A 24,740-nucleotide genomic window follows, 5' to 3' on the forward strand; every position below is an offset into this window, starting at 1 on the left:
CACCGGCCACTATGCTCCTGTGCAACAAGCCACAAATGGCGAAGCTTGATAAATCCAATAAGCAGAGAGTAACACAGCAGCACAAGGAGACAAACACAACCTAATATCCATCCGAATCTAAATCAGGGCAGAACTCATTGCTTTCCAGTCGATGGACCTGAGTTGCCAAACCAAATTCGCCATTATCGGCAACAGACAATTCGAGATAACGCCATCCCGGAGCAACAGTATCAAGCGTAAAATTGGTGCAATGTGGTTTGAATTGCACGCATGTTGATGGCGTCGCCATCATACGGATGCCATTCCAATCCAGATCCATCTCCTGATGGATATGCCCACAAAGCATCGCCTTAACCCGTGAGTAACTTTGCAGATACTGGGCCAAAATATGTGAATTGCGCAAACTATGCTGATCCAGCCAGGTACAACCTGATGGTAATGGATGATGATGAAGCAGGATCACCGTGTAACGTTCAGGGTACTGATCCAGGCACTTTTTCATCCATTCAAGCTGATATTCCGACAACTCCCCGTGAGGAACGCCCTGCACCTGACTATCAAGCATCAGAAGTTGCCAGTGCTTACCGACTAAAATTTGTTTCGACGGAGAAACGCCAGCCGCCGCCAAAGCATCCACCATCGCAGGCTGGTAATCATGATTACCCGGCAACCAGACACAAGGCGCCGGTAAACGAGCTATACCATCAGCAAAATGTCGATAAGCTTCCAGCGACTGATCTTGCACCAAATCACCTGTCGCTACGATTAAATCAATATCAGCATTTTGTTTTAGGATGGCATCCAGCACCGCCTGGTAACTGCGATACGTATTGATACCCAATAAAGTATCTTCTTTGTTGGCAAAAAGATGCGTATCTGTTATTTGCAATATTTTGGCTGTGGTTCCCTCTACCACAGGCAGTTCAAACTGGCTTTCCAAATGGTTTCCTTGTCCTATAAGTCATCGGCGAGCATCATAACTCGTTTTAACGCAAGAGATCTGCTGACTGGCACACACTTCCCTTTTCTCGGTTAAAAATTAGGAATTATCTGAATTCCACTCTTTTTTTAACTTTTCATGGTGTAATGCCAGCCATTGTATCGCAATAACTGAAGCAGCATTATCAATAATTCCTTCTTCCATCCAATGATAAGCTTGTTCACGACTGACCACATGCACCCGAATATCTTCATGTTCACCAGACAATCCATGAATACCGGTAGCTGTCGTCGCATCCACTTCCCCCACCATCACCGAGATACGTTCCGTTGTTCCTCCTGGGCTGGAGAGATAACTCAACACCGGTTTGCAACGTTTAACTTCAATTCCTGCCTCTTCCATTGTTTCGCGGCGCACCACCTGCTCCACTTCTTCGCCTTCTTCAATCATACCGGCAACAATTTCCAGTAACCACGGCGTTGCTCTCGTCTCTATTGCCGGAATACGTATCTGCTCTATCAATACAACCTCATCACGACGTGGATCATAAGGCAACAACGCACCGGCATGGCCCCGCTCAAAAACTTCACGGCTAACCTCTTCACTCCAACCACCCGCAAACAAGCGATGGCGGAAGCGGTAATTTGTCAGCTTAAAGAACCCATTGTATAAACTTTTTTTCGTGATAATTTCCACATCCTGCTTATCCAACATGACTGGCGTTGACGGCTTCTTATGCATAAAATTCTCCTAAATAGTTCCTTACTTGCTAGCCACTAAGATGATATTAATCAAGCGGAGTTAAAAAATTCATCCTTTGGTGGTGTAAAGTTAAGCTAAATTAAGGCAATATGGCACAAACGGCTACCTTTGGCTGATAGCATACTCTGCTAGAATCAGTAATATTTCGTTTTTCACCAAGGCAACGTAAGAGTCTATCCCAATAGGCGTAATTGGTGCAGGCCGTTCTTGTAAATGAACAGTGAACTCGGGCCGCGGGCAGCCCCCGGAGCGTTCACTTTTTATCACAAAGCATGGCAAATAAAATAGCCTAATGGGATAAACAACGAGCAAAATAGCTGTGCAATCAAGGAATTACAATGAAGAAACTGCTCTCCATTTTTATCGCTATGAGCCTGACGGGATTTAGTTCGATGGGTCAGGCTGAAGATCTTTTGCAAGTTTATAAGCAAGCAAAAGAGAGTAACCCTGAACTACGTAAATCAATAGCTGAACGTAATAAAGCTTTTGAAAAAATTAATGAATCCCGTAGCCCATTATTACCTCAGTTGGAATTAAATACCGGATACTCCTATAACAGTGGTTACCGCGATCAACGTGACACAGAAAGCAATACATTGAATGCGAAGCTTGGCTTAAGTCAGACCATTTTTGATATGTCTAAATGGCGCCAATTGAACTTAGAAGAAAAAACGGCAAGTATTGCTGATGTTACCTATCAAAGCAGTGAACAAAAACTGATTCTGGATAGTGCAACAGCTTATTTCAAAGTACTGCGCACCATTGATACGCTCTCCTACATTGAAGCTCAGAAAGCGGCCATTTACCGCCAGTTGGACCAAATGACTCAACGTTTTAATGTCGGTCTGGTTGCAATTACTGATGTCCAGAACGCCCGTGCTAATTATGATGACGTACTCGCTCAGGAAGTTGCCAAACGTAATGATCTGGATAATGCATTGGAAGCCCTGCGTCAGGTAACGGGGATTTATTACCCGCGGTTAGCCTCGCTAAATATTGATCATTTCAAAATACAGAAACCAGAAGCGGTAGATATTCTGCTAAAAGAGGCAGAGAAACGTAATTTAAGTTTATTATCTGCTCGTTTAGGTCAGGATCTGGCCCGTGAACAAATCAAAGCGGCCCAAACCGGCCATATGCCAACTATTGATTTAGGCGCTTCCACCAATGTTTCAAATAGCCAGAATCATGCACCAGGCAGATCAAACAACTATAGCGGTGAAAACAGCGTCGGCCTGACGCTTCGTCTGCCAATTTATAGCGGCGGCGCCACCAGTTCCCGCGTTGAACAGGCACAATATGGTTTTGTCAGCGCCAGTGAACAATTAGAGAGCGCTTACCGTAATGTTGTACAGACTGTCCGTTCTTCCTTTAACAACATATCTGCTTCCATAAGCAGTATCGACGCCTATAAACAGCTTGTTGTTTCTGCTCAAAGCTCACTCGACGCAATGGAAGCGGGTTATCAAGTTGGTACACGTACCATTGTTGATGTACTGAATGCCACGACAACGTTATACGATGCCAAACAGAAGCTATCCAATGCTCGCTATGATTATCTGATTAATCAACTGAATATTCAGCATGCACTGGGTACGCTAAACGAGAAGGATTTAGTTGCTCTGAATAATTCGCTAGGTAAACAGCTCTCAACTTCCGCTAATAGCATTGTTCAAGAAATAGCAACGCCAGAAACATCTGTTCGTAACTGATTCAACCCTTCACTTTCACTAATTAACGGCCCGCCACAAAGCGGGCTGTTTTATTTCCAACCAGCAGCAATTTACTCCGAAAGAAAATCCGATATTTACCTTAATGCAGAAAATATATAACTCAGAAAAGTCCTTCAAATGGATTCCAGCTCTTGCTATTCACTGTTTCTTTCAAATAATAAGCATAATTAGCAGTAGTACTCCATATTGCCGCAAAACTAAACTGAACTGCCAAAATAGTAGCAAAAGGAAGCTCAATCCCCAGAACACCTTCCATAGCCCCCAATATCATCATCACTACAACAGCAATGCCAAATAACGTCAGATTTTTCCGCCATAATCCTAGAACAAAGAAGTAAATAAAACCAAAAAAGAAGGCAATAAAATTCATGTTCAACAATATACGACGCATAGAGGGTTCTGCTTTCATGGCAGCTTTGTGCTCAGGCGTTTTAGGGGCGCCATGCTGTTCAAAGAATGCAAAACGTGTCTGCCACTTTTCTGAATATTGGACTTTATCCATGCTACTTAATTCCTTAATTAAAATAGAAAATACAACACCAACAATATAATAACTCCCGTTATTAATTTAAGATTATATTTCTAAAATTATTTTCTGGAGCTATAAAGTAGAAAATATAATTAGTAGATTTACTTACATCATAAGGTTACATATTCAACCGCCCTAAACTTACCGGAATTTATTTGGCTCGGACTAATACCATAAAATATTAATTTCAGCACTATTTTTCTAAAAAAATATTTTGCAACATTAAAACCAGATTAAACAACAGAACACCAGATAATCAATATCCAACCACCTCTTTGTCAGACAAAAAATCAGGCTAACAATTCGAAGGTTTATGCTTTAATTTTGTTCATATTTCCCCTATCCTTAAGGCTATTTCATAAAGAATCATAGACATCTAAAATCTGGGTATACGACGATGACAATAAAGCGGACCAAAGATATCAATCACGACACATTCCGTAAGGCTTGGCGTAGCTATCGCCTTGCACCTGTGGCAATGGCTGTCAGTGCGGTTTTCATGTTATCTGCCTGTGAAAAGAGTGATGAAACTGTCTCTCTTTACATGAATGCAGATGAATGTTCTCAAGCCAATCCATCACAAAGTGAGCAATGTACTACTGCTTACAACAATGCGTTGAAAGAAGCGGAAAAAACAGCGCCTAAATATGCCACCAAAGAAGACTGTATTGCCGAATTTGGTGAAGCACAATGTACTCAAACCCCGGCGCAAGCTGGCCTTGGCGCCACTGCTTCCAGTACCACCACCAATGGCGAAGCACAGGCACAGCAGCAGCAAAGCGGCAGTTTCTGGATGCCGCTGATGGCAGGTTATATGATGGGGCGTCTAATGGGAGGTGGTTCAGCGCCATCACAGCCTCTGTTTAGCTCTAAATCCGCCACCAGCCCGGCAAATGGTCAATTCGTTGATGCGTCGGGTAAAAGCTATGGCCCGGCAACCGCAGGTGGTCGTTCCATGACAGTGCCTAAAACGGCTATGGCGCCAAAACCAGCAACAACCACAACCATTACCCGTGGCGGCTTCGGTGACTCTGTTGCAAAACAGTCAGCCATGCAACGCAGCAGCGCCTCTTCGAGCTCCACATCTCGTTCAGCGGGAGGCTAACCAAGGATGAAACGTATTGCTATTACTGAACGCCCGGATTGGCGTGAAAAAGCGATAGAATATGGCTTTAATTTTCACACCATGTATGACAAACCCTACTGGTGTGAAGAGGCTTATTACCAGTTTTCGCTTGCCCAAATTGAAGAAATCGAGGCCACCACTGCTGAACTGCACCAAATGTGTTTACAAGTAGTGGAGAAAGTTGTCGATAGTGAAGAGTTACTGACTAAGTTTCAGATTCCAAAGCATTGTTGGGATTTTGTTCGTAGCTCCTGGATTACCAGCCAGCCATCACTCTATTCCCGTTTAGATTTGGTTTACGATGGTAAAAGCCCGGCAAAATTGTTGGAAAATAATGCTGATACGCCAACTTCGCTGTATGAGTCCGCTTTTTTCCAATGGATCTGGTTAGAAGATCAGATGAATGCCGGGTTACTGCCAGCACATGCTGATCAATTCAACAGCATGCAAGAGCAATTAATTGAACGCTTTGCTCAGTTGCGTGATGAACATGGCTTTGGCTTACTGCACATGGCTTGTTGTCAGGATACGGAAGAAGATCGCGGTACCGTTCAATATTTGCAAGATTGTGCGCTGGAAGCCGGTGTTCCAACTGAATTCTTATTTATTGAAGATATCGGTTTGGGGGAGAAAGGACAATTTACAGATCTAAAAGACCAAGTGATCAGCAATCTGTTCAAACTCTACCCTTGGGAATTGATGTTCCGTGAGATTTTCGCGACCAAATTAGAAGATGCTGGCGTTCGCTGGTTAGAGCCTGCCTGGAAGAGTATTATCTCCAACAAAGCATTACTACCGATGTTGTGGAAGATGTTTCCAAATCATCCAAACCTGCTACCCGCTTATTTTGCCGATGATAATTATCCGGCAATGGAGAGCTATGTTATTAAACCACTGTTCTCACGGGAGGGGGCTAATATCCGTATTATTGAAAATGGCAAGGAAATTGCCAATGTTGATGGCCCTTACGGTAAAGAAGGTATGATCGTTCAGCAATTTCATACACTGCCAAAATTCGGTGACAATTATACGTTAATTGGTAGCTGGCTGGTGAATGATCAGCCTTGCGGTATTGGTTTGCGGGAAGACAGCGAACTCATAACTCAGGATTTATCTCGCTTCTATCCACATATTATTTTGGATTAATTACTAACCAGGGAGGAATTAAAGTAGGTTGCCACAACGCTAAAGATTCCTCCTTCAACAATCCGATAAGACGTTGTATCCTTTTAATCTTATAATTAATAAAGGTAAATACTATGGCGAACACAATATATTTAACCATTACAGGTAAAAAACAAGGGCTTATATCCAGTGGTTGTTCTACCTATGATTCTATCGGCAATAAATATCAAACTGGTCATGAAAATGAAATTTATGTTTACTCATTTGACCACGATATCAGCAGAGAACAGAATGTTAATCATTCACCTATCTCAATCACTAAGCCTATAGATAAATCATCTCCTCTATTAGGCATAGCAATATCAGAAAACGAATCTATCAATTGTAGATTAGACTTTTATAGAACATCAAGTAATGGCGCTCAGGAAAAATACTACTCAATTGATATCATGCACGCCTCGATCAAAAGCATATCCACTCATTATCCTAATTCACTCACCCATAATGACGCACAACCCTACGAAATAATATCCATTGCTTATGGCAATATAACATGGAAACACCATATTGCAGGTACATCTGGATATAGTATATGGGATGAACGAGTTAGTTAAAATCAATATACCCGTTATCTTTCAAGCTGCCTCTTTGTTGGCTGCACTCACTCACCCCGGTAACAGAGTTCTCTATGCTCCCGGGGATTCGCTCCCTTGCCGTTGCGATGCAACTTGAAATCCATAGGGAATATATTGGGGAGAAATCCCCAATATATTCTCAATTTTATCTCTTTTGAAAAAACCAATATTAAACATTTATTTCCTTTATGGATAATTTTTCATAATATCAAACAATCATTAGAGTTTATTAAACTCATTTAACATTTTCAGCGAAGGTTAATGTTAAGCAATGTTCTTTTTTCTCATTCTCAACTACAGACGATTTTGACAATATAAAAGAATCATCATATATAGTCTCAAAACCTTTCATATACCATATTTCGTCATTATTTACTGTGTAACCAGTTGATTTCATATAATTAATCATTATATTATAGCTATTATCCATATCTATCAAATCACAAAAATAAACGGAGCTATATATAGGCGATGATTCATCATTAGGATAATATTCAAAAAAATAATTTTTAGAAACACGAGGAGCTTCTTTTATTTTTTCATTAGTAAGAAGATGATACTTTAAAAAATCACTTTCTTTATAAAGAACATTAGGCATCATAAATAACCATAAAAATACACATATACTCAAGATACTTCAAAGTGCATGTTTGAAAAACGATTATATTGTTGAATTTAAATGTTTTTATGTCTGATGACTCAAGCATCTTGAAGTTCATTCGGTATATACAAGATAACGCCACCATTAATATCATAATTATTGTTATGGTTAATTTCTTCATAATTTCAGGCCATAAATCGTTGTAGGTTTATAATGACTAATAACAATATCTTGTAGCTCATAATATTAAAATTTCGGTTATAACTGTCTATATTTTTAAGCTAAAATTTAGTGTTATCACTTTACAATCTTTTTTGACCTCATTCCATTAGACTGCTCACGAAATCGATTCCTTTGTATATAACACAAAGATAATTGAACCAATAAAATTTTTGGTGACGAAACATCAATGCATTTTCACACAATGGGCAAGAAAATCTCTGTCTCACCGGTCAGCTATCAAGCCTTAAAAAATAAAGAATCCAGCCGTTATTGATGCTATAGTGTTCAATAACTATTATTGGTTTTTATTGGGAGCTCTTATGTCCATATCAGCAAAACAGACGATTACCGCACAGATACCTATCAAACTAGCTACAGCCATAAACGATTTAGCCAAAGAGTTAGACCGCTCAAAATCGTGGATCATTAAAGAGGCTCTTACCTCAATGATTGAGGAACGTGAACATCGCCACCAAATGATTTTGGCTGGCCTCGCGGATGTCGATACAGGCCGTATTGTGAATCATTCAGATGTTATTAATTTTGCATCCAAGCTGAAAAAATCATAATCATGGAGGTTTATTGGACACTTAAAGCTCAAAATGATTTGGAGCGCATCTATCATTTTGCCTGTCAATACAGTAAATCACATGCTAATAATGTGTTAGACCATCTAATTATCAGCACTACAGATCTGGCACTGCAACCTAAGATAGGAATTCCTCAGCCTAGATATAAGCCCCGCGAGGTACGTAAGGTACTTTTTAGTGATTACGAAGTCCATTACGAGATATCCAACGATACAATTTACATTGTAGACCTTTGGCATACCCGCGAAAACCGTTAGTTAAAAACCATCCTCACAAAAGGATATGCAGTATAACAAGTTCATGATCTGGTGCTAAATTCTGAATTCGACTAGCCATTCTGACCTATTCCAGTACGTCGACATGGGCTTTCAGTTTAACCCAACTTGAAAGCCCCAATTCACGGGCAATTACCCCCTGAGCATCACTCAACCAGCTGTGCTGTTGAATGAATTCCTCTTGTGTCAAATGAGGATAATAACGACAAGAACGTTCAATTCAACCAACCTGCACAGACAACATACTCAGCGAGCCAGACTCAATTCCATCCACAGGAATGGAAACCGTTTCTTTTCTATCCCACGTTCCCATGATATACAGCAACGGTAAAAAGTGTTCAGGAGATGGGTTCGATAATTGACCATCTTCTCTGTCCAGTGCATGAATCAAAGGATAAGGTTGCTCATAACTGGTAAGGTTATCACGCACATAATGGTTAAATGATTCTGCCCACGGGTAGGGTTCAGCATTAGGTTCTTGACGCTTCATGGTACGAAGATTGTGTACCACATTACCACTCCCCAAGATTAAAACACCTTCATCTCGTAAAGCAGCCAGCTTTTTCCCTAATTCGTAGTGGTACGTCGCTGGCTTGGCGTCATCTATACTCAGTTGAATCACTGGAATATTAGCCTGAGGATACATCTTAATCAGAATTCCCCAAGTTCCGTGATCCAATCCCCACTGATGATGATCGGCATAAACTTCCACTGGTTCCAGCATCTCCTGCACTAAAACCGCCAGTTCAGGCGATCCCTTCGCTGGATACTGAGTTTCATACAATTCCTGAGGGAAGCCACGAAAATCATGGATAGTCTTCGGTTGAGTCATGGCTGTTACCGCTGTGCCATTGGTATACCAATGAGCAGAAATCGCTAAAATCGCTCTGGGTACAGGCAGCCTTTCACCAAGTTCACGCCACACATTGGTATAGCGATTTTCTCCCAGTACATTCATTGGACTGCCATGACCAATAAACAGAGCCGGCATTCTGGAAATATTCATAATGACCTCTCACACCAAATATAGGTAATTTTAATACTTGCGGACAGGTTACGCCTTTCAGATAAGCAAAACAGTGGGCTAACGGTGATGAAGTTTGTCAAAAAAACTGAAAAGCCACAGCTTGCGCGAACTGTGACTTTAGAGAACGTGTAGGTTATAACTGATATTTCATCCGGTTATCGGACAATTAGATTTCAGCTTGCTTTCTGTTCCATTGCCTGGCGATAAATCACTAGATCCTCAATAGTGACTACCGGCATATTATGTAGTTTCGCAAATTGCACTACCTCCGGAGTACGCGCCATTGAACCGTCATCATTGGTTAATTCGCACAATACACCCGCTGGTTTAAATCCGGCTAAACTGACTAAATCAATTGCTGCCTCAGTATGCCCCTGACGAACCAATACACCGCCAGGTTGGGCACGTAGTGGAAAAACATGCCCCGGACAGTTCAAATCACTGGGTTTGGCATTATTTGCAATCGCTGCACGAATGGTCGTGATGCGGTCAGCCGCAGAAACCCCCGTCGTCACTCCCTGAGCGGCCTCAATGGTTATGGTGAATGCGGTCTGGAACTGGCTAGAGTTATTTTCCACCATCATAGGCAATTGCAATTGCTGACGGCGCTCTTCTGTCAGACATAAACAGACAATGCCACTGCCATGACGGATAGTCAGTGCCATTTGCTCTACGGTCATTGTTTCGGCCGCAAAGATAATATCACCTTCATTTTCACGATCTTCATTATCCAGCACCATCACCCCCCTTCCATCACGCAAAGCGTTAATGGCGTGTTCAACACGTTCTGATGATGTGCCATATTCAGAAAGTAGCGTCTGATTCATGGTAAAGAAACCTCATTAAAATTTATGGATTACCAGAATCAGGGCGGTCTTGAGGAGTTCTCGCTATAACATCACGCCATAACATTAATATTATTAATATCATGTGTGAATACCATAGCCGGAACAACAGACGAGCACAAAGCCCGACAGATGCCGTTATTCTCTCCCATCCGGACTATCACCGTCGGCTCCAGAATTACACTGGATCTGCTGACCTCCGCTTTATCATAAAGATAACCACAAACGGAGCGCTCGCGGGCTTCATCATGCCATCCAAAAGATGGACTGATGTTTACCGCCGGTGGGGACTTTCACCCCGCCCTGAGATAAGCTAGTGAACTATAACGCTAATATTTGTCGGCAGCAATCAACAAAATCAAATGTGAAACCTGGCTCACAATGGTTTGTGGTTTTACTATCTGGTATTACACTATTCAGAAATTATTTATGTCATAAAAAGGATGCATCATGCTCGATCCCAAAAAAATTGAACAAATTGCCCGCCAGATCCAGGATTCTTTACCAAAGGGGGTTAAAGAGTTCGGTGGTGATGTAGAGAAAAAATTACGGATGATTTTGCAATCCCAACTTGGCAAGCTTGATTTAGTGAATCGTGAAGAATTTGATATTCAAACTCAGGTTCTGTTACGTACTCGTGAAAAATTAACCGCAATGGAACAGCGTTTAAGTGAACTAGAAGCGAAGCTTGAGAATAAGAATGTTCTATCTGCTGATTACACGGCAAAAAAAGAAGAGTAATTATTACCATACATAAAAATAACCGCGATAATGAGCAGATATCATATCTGCTCATTACCATCACCACACTTAATTAGAAATTAAATGCTGTTCTTTGCCGTAATGCTCAGAACGTGGGCCATAAAGCAAACTATGACTACCACCGGCTGTCAGTAAGCGGTTACTTGTAATGCCAGCAATTTCATGACCTTTATCCATAATGGTATTAGCTATCTGTGAAATTACGGCAGATACCAACATGCCAACAAGATTATTCGAATTGTTTTGATTTTCAGTTGATGAAGCCGTTGCACGGCCATACCACAGTTGTTTACCATTACGCAAATCCACCAACCTCGCTGAAGCCGTTACACGCGTATCGCTGTTGATAATCTGATATTGCGTACCATATTCTTCAATATCCAAATAGAGCGCTGAATCTGCACCAAAAATATCATGCAATTTTTTATAACTGATATTCTGAACATCCTGTGCCGCTGTCACGCCATTTTGCTGAAATGTCTCTTCCACAACAGCAACAGGAAAAACGTAATAGCCAGATTCTGCCAATGGATATGTCACATGAGAAATCAGGCTGTGCCCTGCTTTAACTTCCAAAGATTTGTTTACCGCTGGCAGAACCAGAATAGATTTAGGTTTGCTTTCTCTAAATGCGGTGTAATCATAAGGGACAGATTTACTACATCCTGTCAGCACAAATGCCGCCAATAGACTTAATGCGACGAGAATACGGTTCATTGCATAGTTCCTTTATTTTTACTTAATAAAAAATCCATAAATGGCGCTGACTCAGGAAATAATTTTTTCTCTGTTTCAAACTGATGGAATGCTTCTGAAACACGACCTGTTTTGCTATAAAGCAGACCAATCTGAGCATGCAACCCAGGCGGTACAGGCTTATCTTTCGCTTTCGCTCTTTCAATTACCTGCTGCAAAGCCTGTAACTGCTCTTCAAACCCCATCTTATCTTGCTGATAATATTGATAAATTGTAGGTTGATATTTATCCCACTCATAAATTGTTTTTGGCTGCGTGACGCAACCCGCTAAGGTCATAGCTGCCAGCAATAAACCCGCTTTTTTCATTAATATCATGAATATATATCCCTATATTTCTTAATTAGATGGCTTCCATGCACCGGTTTCAACACTTTCAACCAGACGGTTTACTGCTTCACGAATAGCCAGATCCAATACTTTACCATTTAGTGTGGAGTCATAACTGGCAGTACCACCAAAGCCGATAATTTCACGGTTAGATAATTTATATTCTCCTGCTCCTGCCACAGAGAAAACCACTTCGGAAGTTTCTACATTCACCACATTCAACATGACCTTAGAATAAGCCACCTGTGATTTACCACGCCCTAACAAGCCCCATAACTGATGATCACCCACTTCTTTGCGGCCAAATTCAGTCACATCACCGGTAATAACGTAAGTAGCACCTTTCAACTTCTGCGATTTACCTTGTAAACCCGCTTCTGCTTTCAGTTCCGCCATATTAGTGCGTTCCAGCACCGTAAAACGCCCTGTCTGCTGTAAGTGCGAGATTAAAATCGTTTTAGATTGATTACCAAGGCGATCAACGCCGTCGGAGAAAATGCCATTTTGATAACTGGAACGGTTTTCAAACTTACCGATCGCAATTGGACTACGAACACCCTGATATACCGTATTATAAGAATTAACTTTTTGTACCTGGACGGTATTAGAAGATTCAGTTGTACACCCTGCTAATATTGCCGAAGCTAAACAAATTGAAGATAAAATCAACTTACCTTGCATAAAGACTTATTCCTGCGTAAAAAATTTATCCGTTTATCTACTAACTTTAAAAGGTAAAAGTTATAGATAACATATTTCATTAAAAAATCATTTACATCAGAAATCATTATGAATAAGCCAGCGTTATGTGACCAGCATTTTATGCCACAAAGATAAAAAACTATCTGTTACATCACACTTTTTCAGATTAATACCCCACCGGTATAGATAGTAAAATCACATTAAATTAAATTTTACTTATAATATTTTGATAATGTTTGTGTCGTTAATTAAATTACTCGCACCTGATATTACAAATATCTATATTATTTATGATGAAATATCACTCAATTAAGTACAAATTAAATAAAAAATAGCCGGGAAGATTTCATCTCTTACCCGGCTTTCATTCTAATAATATGATCAAATAAATAATCTACAGCGTTCAATGCAGTAATATCTTCCGGCTGTTTTCAATGACAAACTAAAGCATTATTTACTGATTTTTAATCGCCTTGATGATATTGGTTGTTGAAATACCATCTTCAAAGTTCAATACTTTGACTTCTCCGCCCGCAGCCCAAACTTCTTCACTGCCAGCAATTTCTCCCGGTTTATAATCGCCCCCTTTTACCAATACATCCGGCAAAACATCCGCAATCAATCGCTGTGGCGTATCCTCCTCAAACGGCACAACCCAATCCACCGCGCCCAGAGCAGATAACACAATCATGCGTTGTTCTAGTGGATTAACAGGACGGCTCTCACCTTTCAGACGTTTAGTTGATGCATCACTGTTAACAGCAACAATTAACCGATCACCCAGTTTACGAGCATTCTCCAGATATGAGACATGACCTGCATGCAGAATATCAAAGCAGCCATTAGTCATCACAATCCTTTCACCACGTTGACGAGCATCAGCAACAGCCTGTTTAAGCTGAAATTCAGTCATCACACCAAAACCCGTTTCAGCGCGGCCACGGATAGCATTTTCCAATTCAATCGGCGAAACGGTCGACGTTCCCAGTTTGCCAACGACAACCCCCGCAGCAGCATTCGCCAGGAAACAAGCTTCATTCAGTGGCTTTCCAGCCGCAATCGCCGTTGCTAACACGCCAATAACCGTATCGCCAGCACCCGTAACATCAAACACTTCCTGCGCCTGTGTAGGCAAATGTAATGGAGGTTGATCAACACTCAATAAACTCATCCCCTGTTCAGAGCGGGTAATCAATAATGCTTGAAGATCCAAATCCTTAACTAGCCGAGTACCTTTCTCAACCAATTCATTGTCATCTTTGCAGTGGCCCACCACCGCTTCAAATTCAGACAGATTCGGTGTGAGTAAAGTTGCCCCACGATAACGCTCAAAATCATTACCTTTCGGATCGATTAACACCGGAACTTTGGCCGCGTTTGCTAGTTTGATCATGTCCTGAACCTGACTCAGCGCACCTTTGGCGTAGTCAGATAGAACCAATGCGCCAATATGGGGTAACGCCTGTTCAATGCGCTCAAACATCGGTTGCGCATCGACATTATCGAAACCTTCTTCAAAATCTAAGCGAATTAATTGCTGGTTACGGGAAAGTACCCTCAGTTTGGTAATTGTCGGATGTGTCGGAACAGAAACAAAATCACAGCGCACCTTAACGCTACTCAGTTTCTCATTCAGCGCATGTGCTGCGTCATCAATCCCAGTCAAACCGATTAAATGCGAATTTGCTCCAAGAGCCGCAATATTCATAGCAACGTTGGCAGCGCCTCCCGGACGCTCCTCAATGGTATTGACTTTTACAACAGGCACCGGCGCTTCCGGTGAAATCCGGCTGGTCGGCCCATACCAGTAGCGATCTAACATCACATCACCGACGACTAAAACTCCTGCACAGTGAAAATCCGGGAGTGTCATTTTCATCCCTTGCTCCAAATATTAGATATTAAATTGGTGCCAAATATTATCATACGACTGTAAAATCCCTACACCAAACCAGTAAAACCCGTTATTGTTCACCCAACCACTGTTGCCAACTACGGCGTACCCGTTCCTGTTGCTCGCTGAAACAATGGGTTGATACTCGACTGGAAAGCGTCTGTAGCGCCAGATGATGCAGTTCATCACGCATAGAAACGTAAGCCTGCGTTAATCCGGCCGCCTCATCTTCATCCATAATTTCATAGGCCGCCATTAATTGAAAAATCCGCACATTATCCGACCAACGCACCAGACGCTCATTTTCAGCCGCGTAACGAAGCACCAAATATTGAGCGATAAATTCGATATCTGTGATCCCCCCCGGATCAGCTTTAATATCAAATTGATCTGAATGGCGACTGCCTAAATGTTTATGCATCTTTTCCCGCATTTCCCTTACCTGCTGACGCAACAAAGCGGGTTCTCGTCGCGTACATAACGTCTGATGGCGTATCCGCTCAAAATCCCGATGTAAGTTTTCATCACCAAATACCATGCGAGCACGTACCAACGCCTGATGTTCCCAAGTCCACGCTTGATTTTGCTGATAATCAGCAAATGCGCCGATGGTACTGACTAACATGCCAGATTCCCCGGAAGGACGCAGGCGGACATCCACGTCATACAACACGCCAGAGGAGGTTCGAGCACTGAATAAGTGCATAATTCGTTGGGCAAGACGCAAATAAAATTGCCGGGCATCAATCGATCGATCGCCATCAGTCATCACATCCACCGGGCAATCAAGCAGGAAAACTAAATCAAGATCAGAACTATAACCCAACTCCCAACCACCTAATTTGCCATAACCAATCACAGCAAATCCCAGACCTTGCCGCTGACTCAGATGTGATGGAACACCATAGCGTTTTGCCATTTGTCCCCACGCCTGTTGAACGACTGCTTCAATAATCGCTTCTGCCAAATAAGTGAGATGATCACTGACTTTCATCACCGGCAATACGCCAGTGATATCCTCCGCCGCAATCCTCAGTAATTGCGCCTGCTTAAACTGGCGGAGCGCTTCTAGTTGTTGCTCTTCATCATCTTCTGGTATCCGCAACAAATATTGCCGCAACTCATCTTTATAGGCATCCAATGGCAAAGGTTTATACAGGAATTGTGGATCAAGCAGTTCATCCAACAACAATGGGTGACAGGCAAGCTGATCCGCAATCATCGGTGAAGCTGCACACAACCGGATAACATGTGTCAATACAGCTTCCGATTCAAGTATCAGTTCCAGGTAAGTTGTACGGCTGACGATACTTAACAGCAACGGAATAACCCGTTCTAGCACTATATTGGCATTTTGATTAGCATCTTGTCGCAAACAAACTTTTGTCAACAAACGTGGCATCAAATGGTCGAGTACATCACGCCCACGAGGACCAATGGTTCTTTTACCCACATCATGACGGAATACAGAAATGATATGCAATATCTGTTGTGCAATCGCTTCATCCAAATTCGGAGCTAGTATGATTAATTCTTCTTTTTCGAGATCTTCCAGCCACAGACTTTTAAATGGCGCATGACCAAGTTCCTCTTCACTATTATCACTGTCATCGCCAATTAATTGCGTAAAAATGGCCCGAATAGCGCCCATCTTGCTGTTCAATTCAATTATCAGAGCATCCCAACTTTCAAATCCCATGCCCCACGTCAGTCGTGCACAATTCAACTCATCTTCTGGCAGAGTCTGGGTTTGTTGATCGTTAATTGACTGTAAAAGATTTTCTAGCCGCCGTAAAAAGAGATAACCATCAGCAAGTTGTTTCACCTGCAATGGTTGCAAAATCGCCAACTGCGCTAATATTTGAAGAGTTGGCAACAACGCCTGAGATTGCAAACACAGTTCACGCCCACCACGAATAAGCTGGAACACTTGGGCAATAAATTCAATTTCACGGATACCACCAGCGCCCAGTTTGATATTGTTTTTCAAGCCACGGCGACGCACTTCCCGTTCAATCATACCTTTCATATTTCTCAAGGATTGAATCACACTGAAATCAATGTAACGGCGAAAGACAAACGGTCTTAACATCCTGCGTAATTCTTCACCATACACTTGGTCGCCCGAACCCATAATCCGCGCCTTCACCATCGCATAACGTTCCCAATCACGCCCTTGCTCTTGATAGTAATCTTCCAATGCAACAAAACTGAACACCAATGGGCCACTATCACCGAACGGACGCAGACGCATATCCATCCGATACACAAAACCATCCACAGTTTGCTGATCAAGCACTTTGATAAGACGCTGCCCCAGACGGGTAAAAAACTGAGCGTTATCCATTTCACGACGGCCGCCTTGGGTAAGACCGTTTTCAGGATAGACAAAAATCAAATCAATATCAGAAGAGAAGTTCAACTCGCCACCGCCAAGTTTTCCCATACCGAGAATTAACAGTGGTTGAGGCTCTCCCCGCTCATTACAAGGGGTTCCCCAATCCTGACAACAACGCTGATATAACCAGTCACGAGCCGCAATAATCAATGTTTCAGCCAACATACTGAGTTGTTGCAGCGTCTCCTGAGTCGTAATGCTATACAGTGCCTGCGACCAGGCTATTCTCACCAGAATCTTGTTACGAAACTGACGTAAAACCCGCATAAGGGTATTTTCATCCTCTACCGATGCGAGTAACTGTTGCAGCCATTCAGCATATTGATGCCTCTCCTGCGCTCTAGGTGGATGTTGGCGGATCTCGGCTAACCACTCAGGATGAGCTTGCAGGTTTTCAACAACAAAATCACTCAGTGACAATACCGCCTGCTCATGAGCAGAAAAAGGCTCAACACTTAATACCAGTTGTTGAAAATGTTCCGTCACACGCTGTAGTTGAGCCAGAAGCGGGGTTGAAAGTGGCAACATAGAAAATTCCTGTTATTTAAGCGGAGAGATTTATTAACCACATGGATTTATTAACCACATAGTCAGTGCCAACTTACATTGTAAATAGAGCGAGCTATAACATAGCGTTTCAGCTTCTGTTTCCGTATCCAATAATTTCTGGTTGATAGCAACTAATTGGTTATCTAACTGTCCCGGCGCACCAGGATATTCGATCGTCTGATGAATCAAAGTCAGTACTTGCTTTAAACCATCCCGACCATCCGATAAACCGGCCAACCAACGCTCCTCTTGTTCTTGCCAATGGGCCAACATTGACGTGAGTACCGAAGGTAATGACTGCTGCATATCAATTTCTACCTGAGTTGAAAGTAAAGCTGCCTTTGGTTTTCCCTGAGCTAACTGATAACCACGAGCGGCTTTACTTTTATTTCCTTGCCGCAAGCCGTTTGATTTTGCCAATTCAACCGCCAATGCTAATACATCGGTTATAGTTCCTTGCTTTAACTCCAGTTCAAACTCACAAATTGGCTCCTTACGATTGGCCGCAATAATTTCGCCCTGATCGAGCACCACTTCGATCTCACTTTGTCCATAAGTTACCACCCACTTTTCGCGTATAAAGTCAGTACTGAATAACGCATTCAAACGGGATTGCAACGCTTCCACATCACAATTGTCGGGCCAGATATGCTGTGGAAACAGAGTCAATGCCAGTTCCGGTTTTACCAATGGCACATTATATTCCGGTCGCTGATGCAACCCGCCAACCACCTTACCAGCTGTTTTGATCGTCATCTCATACTGATCATCAAAACCACGGATCCGCAACCCCATATCAAGACTGCGCAGTTGGTTATCCGACGTTTCGAAATAGATATTGGTCAACTTTTGGGGAGAAAAATAGTCATGAGGAAACAACAGTAACTGCTGACGAATTGCAGGAATAGCTTGCGGTCTGGCGATAAGTTTTAATTCAATTTCTACACTCATATCTGTACCATTGATAACAATCTTTATCCTTCATCTTACCTTGATTTCGCTTTTTTCCACGATGAGTAAGAAGAAAATTAAAATTTCTCTTTCCTGCAAGTTATGATAGTAATTAACAGGAAATGTTTCGTTCAGCAGACAACAAGCCATGTATTCAATCGATTAGAAAAGTGTCATGTTGGTTTACCGATTGCTCTAGCAAACTTAACTCTTTACTATCAAATTCTAAACTCACCATAGATAAAGAACAGTTGAAATCACAATGCGAAAATTACATTTACTTCTTACGGCACTATTGAGCCTAAGCTTTTCGCTGACTACCCATGCGGAAGAAAAGCGCTATGTATCTGATGAGTTATCTACCTACACACACGCCGGACCGGGTAATCAATACCGGATAGCCGGTACACTCAATGCCGGTGATGCAGTCACATTGATAAGCATCAATCGGGACAGTAATTACGCCCAAGTTAAAGATGATAAAGGCCGTGTTGTCTGGCTACCAGTTAACCAGCTTAGTAATAAACCCAGCCTGCGTACCCGTCTGCCAGGATTAGAACAGGAAGTAAAAACATTGACGGATAAGTTAGCCAATATAGACAATAACTGGAATCAGCGCACTGCCGATATGCAGCTGAAAGTTGCCAATAGCAGTAACATTATTGCAGAGTTGAAAAAAGAGAATGAGAAGTTGAAAAACAAACTGACGGTAGCAGAAAAAAAGCTCGATGCTGCAAATCTGCAACTTGATGACAAACAACGCAATATCATTCTGCAATGGTTCATGTACGGCGGTGGCGTTGCAGGCGCTGGTTTAATCTTTGGGTTATTACTGCCACATATGCTTCCACGCCGTAAGCGTAATGACCGTTGGATGAGTTGATTAAGGAACATATTAAGTGAGAGTCTATCTGGTTGGCGGCGCAGTACGTGATCGCCTGCTAAATTTTCCTGTAAATGAGCGGGATTGGGTTGTTGTGGGTGGAACGCCAGAAGAGCTGCTATCCCAAGGATATCAGCAAGTTGGCAAAGATTTTCCGGTATTCCTGCATCCCAAAACCCACGAAGAGTATGCACTGGCACGCACCGAGAGAAAATCCGGTCAGGGATATACCGGTTTTACTTGCTATGCTGCGCCAGATGTCACACTGGAAGACGATTTGCAGCGCCGTGATCTGACAATTAATGCGATTGCTCAAACACCCACAGGTAAACTTGTCGATCCTTATCATGGTGTTGATGATTTAAACAATCGTATCTTACGCCATGTTTCTGATGCTTTCTTTGAAGATCCACTAAGGGTATTACGAGTGGCTCGTTTTGCCGCTCGTTTCGCCCATTTAGGGTTTACTATCGCCCCAGAAACACAAGCGTTAATGTCAAATATGGCAATTAACGGCGAACTATCAGCACTCACACCAGAACGTGTCTGGAAAGAAACCGAAAAAGCGCTTGCCACCCATTCCCCTCAGATCTTTTTTCAAGTTTTACGTGATTGTGGCGCATTGGCGGTGTTGTTTCCTGAAATCGATAATTTGTTTGGCGTTCCCGCACCAGAGAAGTGGCATCCTGAGATTGATACCGGTATTCATACGTTAATGGTGCTGAAAGTAGCGACTGAATTAACAGATGAAATCGATAGCCGTTTTGCTGCTCTATGCCATGATCTTGGCAAAGGGTTGACTCCGCCAGAACAGTGGCCTCACCATTATGGACATGGGCCAGCAGGTGTTAAGTTAGTTGATCAATTGTGCCAACGCCTGCGCATTCCGAATTCTGCCCGTGATTTGGCAAAACTGGCTGCTCAATATCATGATTTAGTGCATACCGTCGCTCAATTGCGGCCAAAAACATTACTTAAATTGTTTGACGCCATTGATGCATGGCGTAAACCTCAGCGCATAGAGCAATTGATTATCATCAGTGAAGCCGATGCACGGGGTCGTACTGGCTTTGAAAACACGCCATATCCACAAGGTGATTATCTGCGACAGGCTTTCAACATTGCCAGCCAGGTTCAAGTAAAAAACATTGTAGACAGTGGGTTGCTTGGTGCTGACATTGGTCATGAGTTACGACGTCAACGTCAGCACGCATTAGCGGAATGGAAACAACAAGACCATACTGTTCAAGGCAATACCGTTCAAAATAATACAGCTACCTGAAACATCCCCTGATATCAAATATTGGATAATATTCGAATTAAATTGATATCAGGGGAACCATTCGCTACATAAATACCCAGTAAACAGCGGCGGCCACAATAAAGCGGTAGATAGCAAATGGGATAAAAGATATACGCTTAATCAATGCCAGAAAAGTTTTAATGGCGACTAACGCGACAACAAATGCAGTAATAAAACCAACAGCAAACATTGGGATATCAGCAGCACTCAAAAAATGCAGGCTCTTATATAAGTCTAATCCACTTGCCCCCATCATCATAGGTACAGCCAGAATAAACGAGAACTCTGATGCCGTATAACGATTAACTCCCATCAGCATTCCACCAGAGATTGTCGCGCCTGAACGGGAAAATCCCGGCCACAACGCCAGACACTGAAAACAACCAATCATAAAAGCCTGACGATAAGTAATATCATCCAGCCCTTCTGCTCTCGGTGTTTTAGGTTTCAAGATTTCTGCTGTAATCAGCAACACACCACCAATAACCAAGGCGTACATCACGCTTTGTGGGTTAAACAGCGATTTGATGACATCATGGAACAGCAACCCAAGCGTCACCGCAGGTAACATTGCTAAAATAATATGGCTTAATTTCAGTTTACCATTGGTTTTACCTTCGTGAGGAACTTCACCAAAGTGGATGCCAATAAGCCCAAACAAACGACGCCAAAACACCACTACCACCGCAAGGATAGATCCAAGCTGGATAATAACTTCAAATGTTTCAGCTTTATCGCCAGTAAATCCCAACATATGGCCAACGATAATCATATGGCCGGTAGAGGAAACAGGAAGAAATTCAGTTAGCCCTTCAACAACACCAAGAATAGCTGCATGAAACAAGGTAGAAAGGTCAGTCATATAGAGAGATCGCCCATTAATAAATATCCGAAACAAGTAGCATAGAATAAACTCAGCTACCATTATTCCCATTGTCATTAATCAATTGACATAATTATCAAGCCTGGCATCACTGCATGCCAGTCTATGTAAGAACAATGACAATAATATGGCAGCCGAATTCACTACTGATCAGATTATTTTTTTCTTTCAATAATAACACCAACTTGACGAGCCTGCGCGACAGCGCCCGGTTTACTGACTTTTACCCGTACCCACGGCGAATTAAAACGGTTTAACAGCAGATCCGCTACCTCTTCAGCCACTCTTTCAACCAGAGCAAAATTCTGATTTTCTACATGGCTGATGATCGCTTCGCTAACTCTGGCATAATCCAGACAATATTCGACATCATCACTGGAAGATGCGCGTTTATTATCCCATCCCATTTCGATATCGAACACTAACTTCTGTTTAATGGTCTGTTCCCAGTCGTAAACACCAATTGTAGTAATAACGACTAATTCCTCAATAAATACGATATCCATCACGTCATTTTCCTGTTTTTCAATTTGTCGGATACCACTTCCGACTAAATATGCGTATTATCCATGACTAGGCTAAGAAAACGACCATTATTATTGGGGAGACATTATGAGTGCTATCGCGCTTGGTATGATCATCTTCGCGTATCTTTGCGGTTCAATCTCCAGCGCAATACTTATTTGTCGTCTGGCTGGTTTACCTGATCCTCGTCAATATGGCTCAGGCAACCCTGGCGCGACAAATGTACTGCGAATTGGCGGCCGCAGTACCGCGGCAATAGTACTAATTTGTGATGTTTTGAAAGGGATGATCCCCGTCTGGTTGGCTTATCAACTCTATGTTCCCCCGTTCTATTTAGGGATTACAGCAATGGCGGCCTGTCTCGGTCATATTTACCCGATCTTTTTCCAATTTAAAGGCGGTAAGGGTGTCGCAACTGCTTTTGGCGCTATTGCGGTAATCGGTTGGGATCTAACAGGTTTGATGATGGGTACCTGGCTGCTAACTATATTACTAAGCGGCTATTCCTCTTTAGGGGCAATTATCAGTGCCTTGATAGCACCGTTCTATGTCTGGTGGTTTAAACCTGAATTTACTTTCCCCGTCGCCATGCTCTGCTGTCTGGTGCTACTACGTCACCATGATAATATCCAGCGTCTGTGGCGTGGCCAAGAAAGTCGTATCTGGAACAAGCTCAAAAAGAAAAAAGAGATGACCGAAAAAGAAAAAAACCAAACAAAAAAAGAACGAAGATAAACAACATAACCGGATAAAAACCAGCAACTCATTGAGTTACTGGTCTTTTATTTGAAGATTTATAATGCGGGTAATTCCGACAACGGCCAGCGGGCTTTGACTGTCACGCCAAGTGAATCATTCACTCCTCCTTTTAGGCGGATCATACCGGCAAGCGCAATCATAGCGCCGTTATCTGTACAGAATTCAGGACGCGCATAAAATACTTCGCCACCCAATTTTGCCATGACCTCTTCCATCTTGGTGCGCAATGTACGATTGGCGCTGACACCACCAGCCATTACCAGTCGCTTGAATCCGGTCTGCTCAAGCGCTCTTTTACATTTAATCGCTAATGTATCAACTACCGCATCTTCAAAAGCACGAGCAATATCCGCTCTAGTCTGCTCATCATCACTGTTGCTATGAATAGTATTAGCAGCAAAAGTTTTCAATCCTGAAAAACTGAAATCCAGCCCAGGACGATCTGTCATCGGACGAGGAAATACAAAACGCCCAGCTTCTCCTTTCTGAGCCATCCCAGAGAGTATCGGCCCCCCGGGATAATCCAATCCCAGTAACTTAGCTGTTTTATCAAATGCTTCACCAGCGGCATCATCTATTGATTCACCAAGCAGCTCATACTTACCAATACCCGTTACACTAATGAGCTGTGTATGACCACCAGACACCAGCAAAGCCACAAACGGGAATTCAGGGCTGTTATCTTCCAGCATCGGGGCTAGTAAATGCCCTTCCATATGATGGACAGGAATCGCAGGAACGTTCCAAGCAAACGCCAGAGAACGGCCAATCGTCGCCCCTACCAACAACGCGCCAACCAGACCAGGACCTGCCGTATAAGCCACCGCATCAATATCTTTACGGGTTAATCCGGCCTCTTTCAAAGCAGCTTGAATCAAAGGCACTGTTTTGCGGATATGGTCACGTGAAGCCAATTCAGGCACGACACCACCGTAATCAGCATGCAGTTTAATCTGACTGTATAATTGATTTGCCAATAAACCGGCTTTGTCGTCATAAATTGCGATCCCGGTTTCATCGCAGGACGTTTCTATACCTAAAACTCGCATTACACTACCTATATTCCACAGAAGAGAGTCAGTTTATCATTAATAAGATAATTTGCGCGGCTTACATGCTGACTATTTTTGCTGCTTAGTCTATAATCACTCTTCTACATAAAATCCCTGTGTGGTTATCATCAATATTACGGAACTGATTTGCAGACCACCGTCGTGATGTTGTTGTTTCAATTTGCTGCGGCGCTTTACAAAGCCGTGTTCATTGAAGTAAAATTCCGCACCATTTTAAGATGGCTGGCATCCCACGCCAGCAAGACCGATTTCTATTGAGGTGAGAGGCACATGCCGGTAATTAAAGTACGTGAAAACGAGCCATTCGACGTAGCATTGCGTCGCTTTAAGCGTTCCTGCGAAAAAGCAGGTGTATTAGCAGAAGTTCGCCGTCGTGAATTCTATGAAAAACCAACGACTGAACGTAAACGCGCTAAAGCTTCTGCTGTAAAACGTCACGCTAAGAAGCTGGCTCGTGAAAACGCACGCCGCACTCGTCTGTACTAATCCTTGCGGTTGATCCGCATAGTGATTGAATTTGCAGACAACAGTAGTTGCAGATAAAGGCCGTGCTTTCCGAAAGG

At 42.6% G+C, this 24,740-nt stretch carries 27 protein-coding genes and 1 riboswitch; of the genes, 12 read left to right on the top strand and 15 right to left on the bottom strand.

Annotated features, from left to right (window positions below; genetic code table 11):
* Positions 1-100 precede the first annotated feature (100 nt).
* The gene (gene cpdA / locus EAE90_RS11485) at positions 101-940 is read right to left on the bottom strand and encodes a 3',5'-cyclic-AMP phosphodiesterase (protein WP_214053611.1); all 840 of its coding nucleotides are present in this window, start codon (positions 938-940) and stop codon (positions 101-103) included.
* A 99-nt stretch (positions 941-1,039) separates the two neighbouring features.
* On the bottom strand, positions 1,040-1,681 hold the full coding sequence (nudF, locus tag EAE90_RS11490) for an ADP-ribose diphosphatase (RefSeq protein ID WP_214053612.1): 642 nt from the start codon (positions 1,679-1,681) through the stop codon (positions 1,040-1,042).
* A 359-nt stretch (positions 1,682-2,040) separates the two neighbouring features.
* On the opposite strand from nudF, the gene tolC reads away from it, so the two are divergent.
* On the top strand, positions 2,041-3,414 hold the full coding sequence (tolC, locus tag EAE90_RS11495) for an outer membrane channel protein TolC (RefSeq protein WP_214053613.1): 1,374 nt from the start codon (positions 2,041-2,043) through the stop codon (positions 3,412-3,414).
* Positions 3,415-3,535: 121 nt separating this feature from the next.
* Here the strand turns inward: tolC and EAE90_RS11500 are convergent, their stop codons facing one another.
* A complete protein-coding gene (locus tag EAE90_RS11500; RefSeq protein WP_214053614.1) occupies positions 3,536-3,937 on the bottom strand; it encodes a DUF2628 domain-containing protein in 402 nt (133 codons plus the stop codon).
* Positions 3,938-4,361: 424 nt separating this feature from the next.
* Here EAE90_RS11500 and EAE90_RS11505 point away from each other — a divergent pair, with 424 nt between their 5' ends.
* The 3 genes from EAE90_RS11505 to EAE90_RS11515 all read left to right on the top strand — a co-directional run bounded on the left by EAE90_RS11505 (position 4,362) and on the right by EAE90_RS11515 (position 6,829).
* A complete protein-coding gene (locus EAE90_RS11505; protein WP_214053615.1) occupies positions 4,362-5,069 on the top strand; it encodes a DUF1190 family protein in 708 nt (235 codons plus the stop codon).
* 6 nt (positions 5,070-5,075) lie between these two features.
* Positions 5,076-6,236 carry a glutathionylspermidine synthase family protein gene (locus EAE90_RS11510; RefSeq protein ID WP_214053616.1) on the top strand — a complete coding sequence of 387 codons (1,161 nt, stop codon included), beginning with the start codon at positions 5,076-5,078 and terminating at the stop codon, positions 6,234-6,236.
* 113 nt (positions 6,237-6,349) lie between these two features.
* A complete protein-coding gene (locus EAE90_RS11515; protein ID WP_214053617.1) occupies positions 6,350-6,829 on the top strand; it encodes an Hcp family type VI secretion system effector in 480 nt (159 codons plus the stop codon).
* 256 nt (positions 6,830-7,085) lie between these two features.
* Here EAE90_RS11515 and EAE90_RS11520 read toward each other — a convergent pair whose 3' ends face one another.
* Positions 7,086-7,451: a hypothetical protein gene (locus EAE90_RS11520; protein ID WP_214053618.1), complete on the bottom strand. Its 366-nt coding sequence runs from the start codon at positions 7,449-7,451 to the stop codon at positions 7,086-7,088.
* Between the two features lie 542 nt (positions 7,452-7,993).
* On the opposite strand from EAE90_RS11520, the gene EAE90_RS11525 reads away from it, so the two are divergent.
* Positions 7,994-8,242: a CopG family ribbon-helix-helix protein gene (locus EAE90_RS11525; RefSeq protein WP_036778328.1), complete on the top strand. Its 249-nt coding sequence runs from the start codon at positions 7,994-7,996 to the stop codon at positions 8,240-8,242.
* 2 nt (positions 8,243-8,244) lie between these two features.
* On the top strand, positions 8,245-8,520 hold the full coding sequence (locus tag EAE90_RS11530; RefSeq protein WP_011148093.1) for a type II toxin-antitoxin system RelE/ParE family toxin: 276 nt from the start codon (positions 8,245-8,247) through the stop codon (positions 8,518-8,520).
* Between the two features lie 238 nt (positions 8,521-8,758).
* Here EAE90_RS11530 and ygiD read toward each other — a convergent pair whose 3' ends face one another.
* Positions 8,759-9,544, bottom strand: a complete 786-nt coding sequence (gene ygiD / locus EAE90_RS11535; protein ID WP_214053619.1) for a 4,5-DOPA-extradiol-dioxygenase — start codon at positions 9,542-9,544, stop codon at positions 8,759-8,761.
* A gap of 194 nt (positions 9,545-9,738) precedes the next feature.
* Complete coding sequence (gene ribB, locus EAE90_RS11540; protein ID WP_214053620.1) at positions 9,739-10,392, bottom strand: 3,4-dihydroxy-2-butanone-4-phosphate synthase; 654 nt, start codon at positions 10,390-10,392, stop codon at positions 9,739-9,741.
* A gap of 154 nt (positions 10,393-10,546) precedes the next feature.
* Positions 10,547-10,724, bottom strand: a riboswitch (FMN riboswitch).
* A 136-nt stretch (positions 10,725-10,860) separates the two neighbouring features.
* Between ribB and ubiK the strand changes: the two genes are divergently transcribed.
* The gene (gene ubiK, locus EAE90_RS11545; RefSeq protein ID WP_214053621.1) at positions 10,861-11,151 is read left to right on the top strand and encodes a ubiquinone biosynthesis accessory factor UbiK; all 291 of its coding nucleotides are present in this window, start codon (positions 10,861-10,863) and stop codon (positions 11,149-11,151) included.
* 69 nt (positions 11,152-11,220) lie between these two features.
* Here the strand turns inward: ubiK and EAE90_RS11550 are convergent, their stop codons facing one another.
* From EAE90_RS11550 to EAE90_RS11575, 6 genes are all read right to left on the bottom strand, one after another.
* A complete protein-coding gene (locus EAE90_RS11550) occupies positions 11,221-11,889 on the bottom strand; it encodes a DUF799 domain-containing protein (RefSeq protein WP_214053622.1) in 669 nt (222 codons plus the stop codon).
* Positions 11,886-12,245 carry a DUF4810 domain-containing protein gene (locus tag EAE90_RS11555; protein ID WP_214053623.1) on the bottom strand — a complete coding sequence of 120 codons (360 nt, stop codon included), beginning with the start codon at positions 12,243-12,245 and terminating at the stop codon, positions 11,886-11,888. Before EAE90_RS11555 ends, EAE90_RS11550 begins: the two co-directional genes overlap by 4 nt.
* A 21-nt stretch (positions 12,246-12,266) precedes the next feature.
* Positions 12,267-12,938, bottom strand: coding sequence for a CsgG/HfaB family protein (locus EAE90_RS11560; RefSeq protein WP_214053624.1), 672 nt, complete (start codon positions 12,936-12,938; stop codon positions 12,267-12,269).
* A 475-nt stretch (positions 12,939-13,413) separates the two neighbouring features.
* Complete coding sequence (gene hldE / locus EAE90_RS11565; RefSeq protein ID WP_214053625.1) at positions 13,414-14,838, bottom strand: bifunctional D-glycero-beta-D-manno-heptose-7-phosphate kinase/D-glycero-beta-D-manno-heptose 1-phosphate adenylyltransferase HldE; 1,425 nt, start codon at positions 14,836-14,838, stop codon at positions 13,414-13,416.
* An 85-nt stretch (positions 14,839-14,923) separates the two neighbouring features.
* Positions 14,924-17,779 (bottom strand): bifunctional [glutamate--ammonia ligase]-adenylyl-L-tyrosine phosphorylase/[glutamate--ammonia-ligase] adenylyltransferase, encoded by a 2,856-nt coding sequence (glnE, locus tag EAE90_RS11570; RefSeq protein ID WP_214053626.1) that lies wholly within the window; start codon positions 17,777-17,779, stop codon positions 14,924-14,926.
* 33 nt (positions 17,780-17,812) lie between these two features.
* A complete protein-coding gene (locus tag EAE90_RS11575) occupies positions 17,813-18,751 on the bottom strand; it encodes a CYTH domain-containing protein (protein WP_214053627.1) in 939 nt (312 codons plus the stop codon).
* A gap of 262 nt (positions 18,752-19,013) precedes the next feature.
* Here EAE90_RS11575 and EAE90_RS11580 point away from each other — a divergent pair, with 262 nt between their 5' ends.
* Both EAE90_RS11580 and EAE90_RS11585 read left to right on the top strand, forming a co-directional pair.
* Positions 19,014-19,634, top strand: a complete 621-nt coding sequence (locus tag EAE90_RS11580) for a TIGR04211 family SH3 domain-containing protein (protein WP_214053628.1) — start codon at positions 19,014-19,016, stop codon at positions 19,632-19,634.
* A gap of 16 nt (positions 19,635-19,650) precedes the next feature.
* Positions 19,651-20,916: a multifunctional CCA addition/repair protein gene (locus tag EAE90_RS11585; RefSeq protein ID WP_214053629.1), complete on the top strand. Its 1,266-nt coding sequence runs from the start codon at positions 19,651-19,653 to the stop codon at positions 20,914-20,916.
* 64 nt (positions 20,917-20,980) lie between these two features.
* Here EAE90_RS11585 and bacA read toward each other — a convergent pair whose 3' ends face one another.
* Both bacA and folB read right to left on the bottom strand, forming a co-directional pair.
* Positions 20,981-21,799 (bottom strand): undecaprenyl-diphosphate phosphatase, encoded by an 819-nt coding sequence (bacA, locus tag EAE90_RS11590; RefSeq protein WP_214053630.1) that lies wholly within the window; start codon positions 21,797-21,799, stop codon positions 20,981-20,983.
* A gap of 176 nt (positions 21,800-21,975) precedes the next feature.
* Positions 21,976-22,326, bottom strand: a complete 351-nt coding sequence (folB, locus tag EAE90_RS11595) for a bifunctional dihydroneopterin aldolase/7,8-dihydroneopterin epimerase (RefSeq protein WP_214053646.1) — start codon at positions 22,324-22,326, stop codon at positions 21,976-21,978.
* A 106-nt stretch (positions 22,327-22,432) separates the two neighbouring features.
* On the opposite strand from folB, the gene plsY reads away from it, so the two are divergent.
* The gene (gene plsY / locus EAE90_RS11600) at positions 22,433-23,080 is read left to right on the top strand and encodes a glycerol-3-phosphate 1-O-acyltransferase PlsY (RefSeq protein ID WP_214053631.1); all 648 of its coding nucleotides are present in this window, start codon (positions 22,433-22,435) and stop codon (positions 23,078-23,080) included.
* Positions 23,081-23,139: 59 nt separating this feature from the next.
* On the opposite strand, the gene tsaD is transcribed toward plsY, so the two are convergent.
* A complete protein-coding gene (tsaD, locus tag EAE90_RS11605; RefSeq protein ID WP_214053632.1) occupies positions 23,140-24,153 on the bottom strand; it encodes a tRNA (adenosine(37)-N6)-threonylcarbamoyltransferase complex transferase subunit TsaD in 1,014 nt (337 codons plus the stop codon).
* 150 nt (positions 24,154-24,303) lie between these two features.
* Here tsaD and EAE90_RS24255 point away from each other — a divergent pair, with 150 nt between their 5' ends.
* Complete coding sequence (locus EAE90_RS24255) at positions 24,304-24,435, top strand: hypothetical protein (protein WP_281422333.1); 132 nt, start codon at positions 24,304-24,306, stop codon at positions 24,433-24,435.
* A 12-nt stretch (positions 24,436-24,447) separates the two neighbouring features.
* Positions 24,448-24,663, top strand: a complete 216-nt coding sequence (rpsU, locus tag EAE90_RS11610) for a 30S ribosomal protein S21 (protein WP_001144069.1) — start codon at positions 24,448-24,450, stop codon at positions 24,661-24,663.
* Positions 24,664-24,740 lie beyond the last annotated feature (77 nt).

This window comes from Photorhabdus caribbeanensis (assembly GCF_018448885.1).
In the GTDB taxonomy this organism is placed as follows: Bacteria; Pseudomonadota; Gammaproteobacteria; order Enterobacterales; family Enterobacteriaceae; genus Photorhabdus; species Photorhabdus caribbeanensis.

What these genes read in the sequence shown, in the direction of transcription:
- nudF (WP_214053612.1), bottom strand. Translation starts at nt 1,681, where the DNA reads ATGCATAAGAAGCCGTCAACGCCAGTCATGTTGGATAAGCAGGATGTG.
- tolC (WP_214053613.1), top strand. Translation starts at nt 2,041, where the DNA reads ATGAAGAAACTGCTCTCCATTTTTATCGCTATGAGCCTGACGGGATTT.
- EAE90_RS11500 (WP_214053614.1), bottom strand. Translation starts at nt 3,937, where the DNA reads ATGGATAAAGTCCAATATTCAGAAAAGTGGCAGACACGTTTTGCATTC.
- EAE90_RS11505 (WP_214053615.1), top strand. Translation starts at nt 4,362, where the DNA reads ATGACAATAAAGCGGACCAAAGATATCAATCACGACACATTCCGTAAG.
- EAE90_RS11510 (WP_214053616.1), top strand. Translation starts at nt 5,076, where the DNA reads ATGAAACGTATTGCTATTACTGAACGCCCGGATTGGCGTGAAAAAGCG.
- EAE90_RS11515 (WP_214053617.1), top strand. Translation starts at nt 6,350, where the DNA reads ATGGCGAACACAATATATTTAACCATTACAGGTAAAAAACAAGGGCTT.
- EAE90_RS11520 (WP_214053618.1), bottom strand. Translation starts at nt 7,451, where the DNA reads ATGATGCCTAATGTTCTTTATAAAGAAAGTGATTTTTTAAAGTATCAT.
- EAE90_RS11525 (WP_036778328.1), top strand. Translation starts at nt 7,994, where the DNA reads ATGTCCATATCAGCAAAACAGACGATTACCGCACAGATACCTATCAAA.
- EAE90_RS11530 (WP_011148093.1), top strand. Translation starts at nt 8,245, where the DNA reads ATGGAGGTTTATTGGACACTTAAAGCTCAAAATGATTTGGAGCGCATC.
- ygiD (WP_214053619.1), bottom strand. Translation starts at nt 9,544, where the DNA reads ATGAATATTTCCAGAATGCCGGCTCTGTTTATTGGTCATGGCAGTCCA.
- ribB (WP_214053620.1), bottom strand. Translation starts at nt 10,392, where the DNA reads ATGAATCAGACGCTACTTTCTGAATATGGCACATCATCAGAACGTGTT.
- ubiK (WP_214053621.1), top strand. Translation starts at nt 10,861, where the DNA reads ATGCTCGATCCCAAAAAAATTGAACAAATTGCCCGCCAGATCCAGGAT.
- EAE90_RS11550 (WP_214053622.1), bottom strand. Translation starts at nt 11,889, where the DNA reads ATGAACCGTATTCTCGTCGCATTAAGTCTATTGGCGGCATTTGTGCTG.
- EAE90_RS11555 (WP_214053623.1), bottom strand. Translation starts at nt 12,245, where the DNA reads ATGATATTAATGAAAAAAGCGGGTTTATTGCTGGCAGCTATGACCTTA.
- EAE90_RS11560 (WP_214053624.1), bottom strand. Translation starts at nt 12,938, where the DNA reads ATGCAAGGTAAGTTGATTTTATCTTCAATTTGTTTAGCTTCGGCAATA.
- hldE (WP_214053625.1), bottom strand. Translation starts at nt 14,838, where the DNA reads ATGAAAATGACACTCCCGGATTTTCACTGTGCAGGAGTTTTAGTCGTC.
- glnE (WP_214053626.1), bottom strand. Translation starts at nt 17,779, where the DNA reads ATGTTGCCACTTTCAACCCCGCTTCTGGCTCAACTACAGCGTGTGACG.
- EAE90_RS11575 (WP_214053627.1), bottom strand. Translation starts at nt 18,751, where the DNA reads ATGAGTGTAGAAATTGAATTAAAACTTATCGCCAGACCGCAAGCTATT.
- EAE90_RS11580 (WP_214053628.1), top strand. Translation starts at nt 19,014, where the DNA reads ATGCGAAAATTACATTTACTTCTTACGGCACTATTGAGCCTAAGCTTT.
- bacA (WP_214053630.1), bottom strand. Translation starts at nt 21,799, where the DNA reads ATGACTGACCTTTCTACCTTGTTTCATGCAGCTATTCTTGGTGTTGTT.
- folB (WP_214053646.1), bottom strand. Translation starts at nt 22,326, where the DNA reads ATGGATATCGTATTTATTGAGGAATTAGTCGTTATTACTACAATTGGT.
- plsY (WP_214053631.1), top strand. Translation starts at nt 22,433, where the DNA reads ATGAGTGCTATCGCGCTTGGTATGATCATCTTCGCGTATCTTTGCGGT.
- tsaD (WP_214053632.1), bottom strand. Translation starts at nt 24,153, where the DNA reads ATGCGAGTTTTAGGTATAGAAACGTCCTGCGATGAAACCGGGATCGCA.
- rpsU (WP_001144069.1), top strand. Translation starts at nt 24,448, where the DNA reads ATGCCGGTAATTAAAGTACGTGAAAACGAGCCATTCGACGTAGCATTG.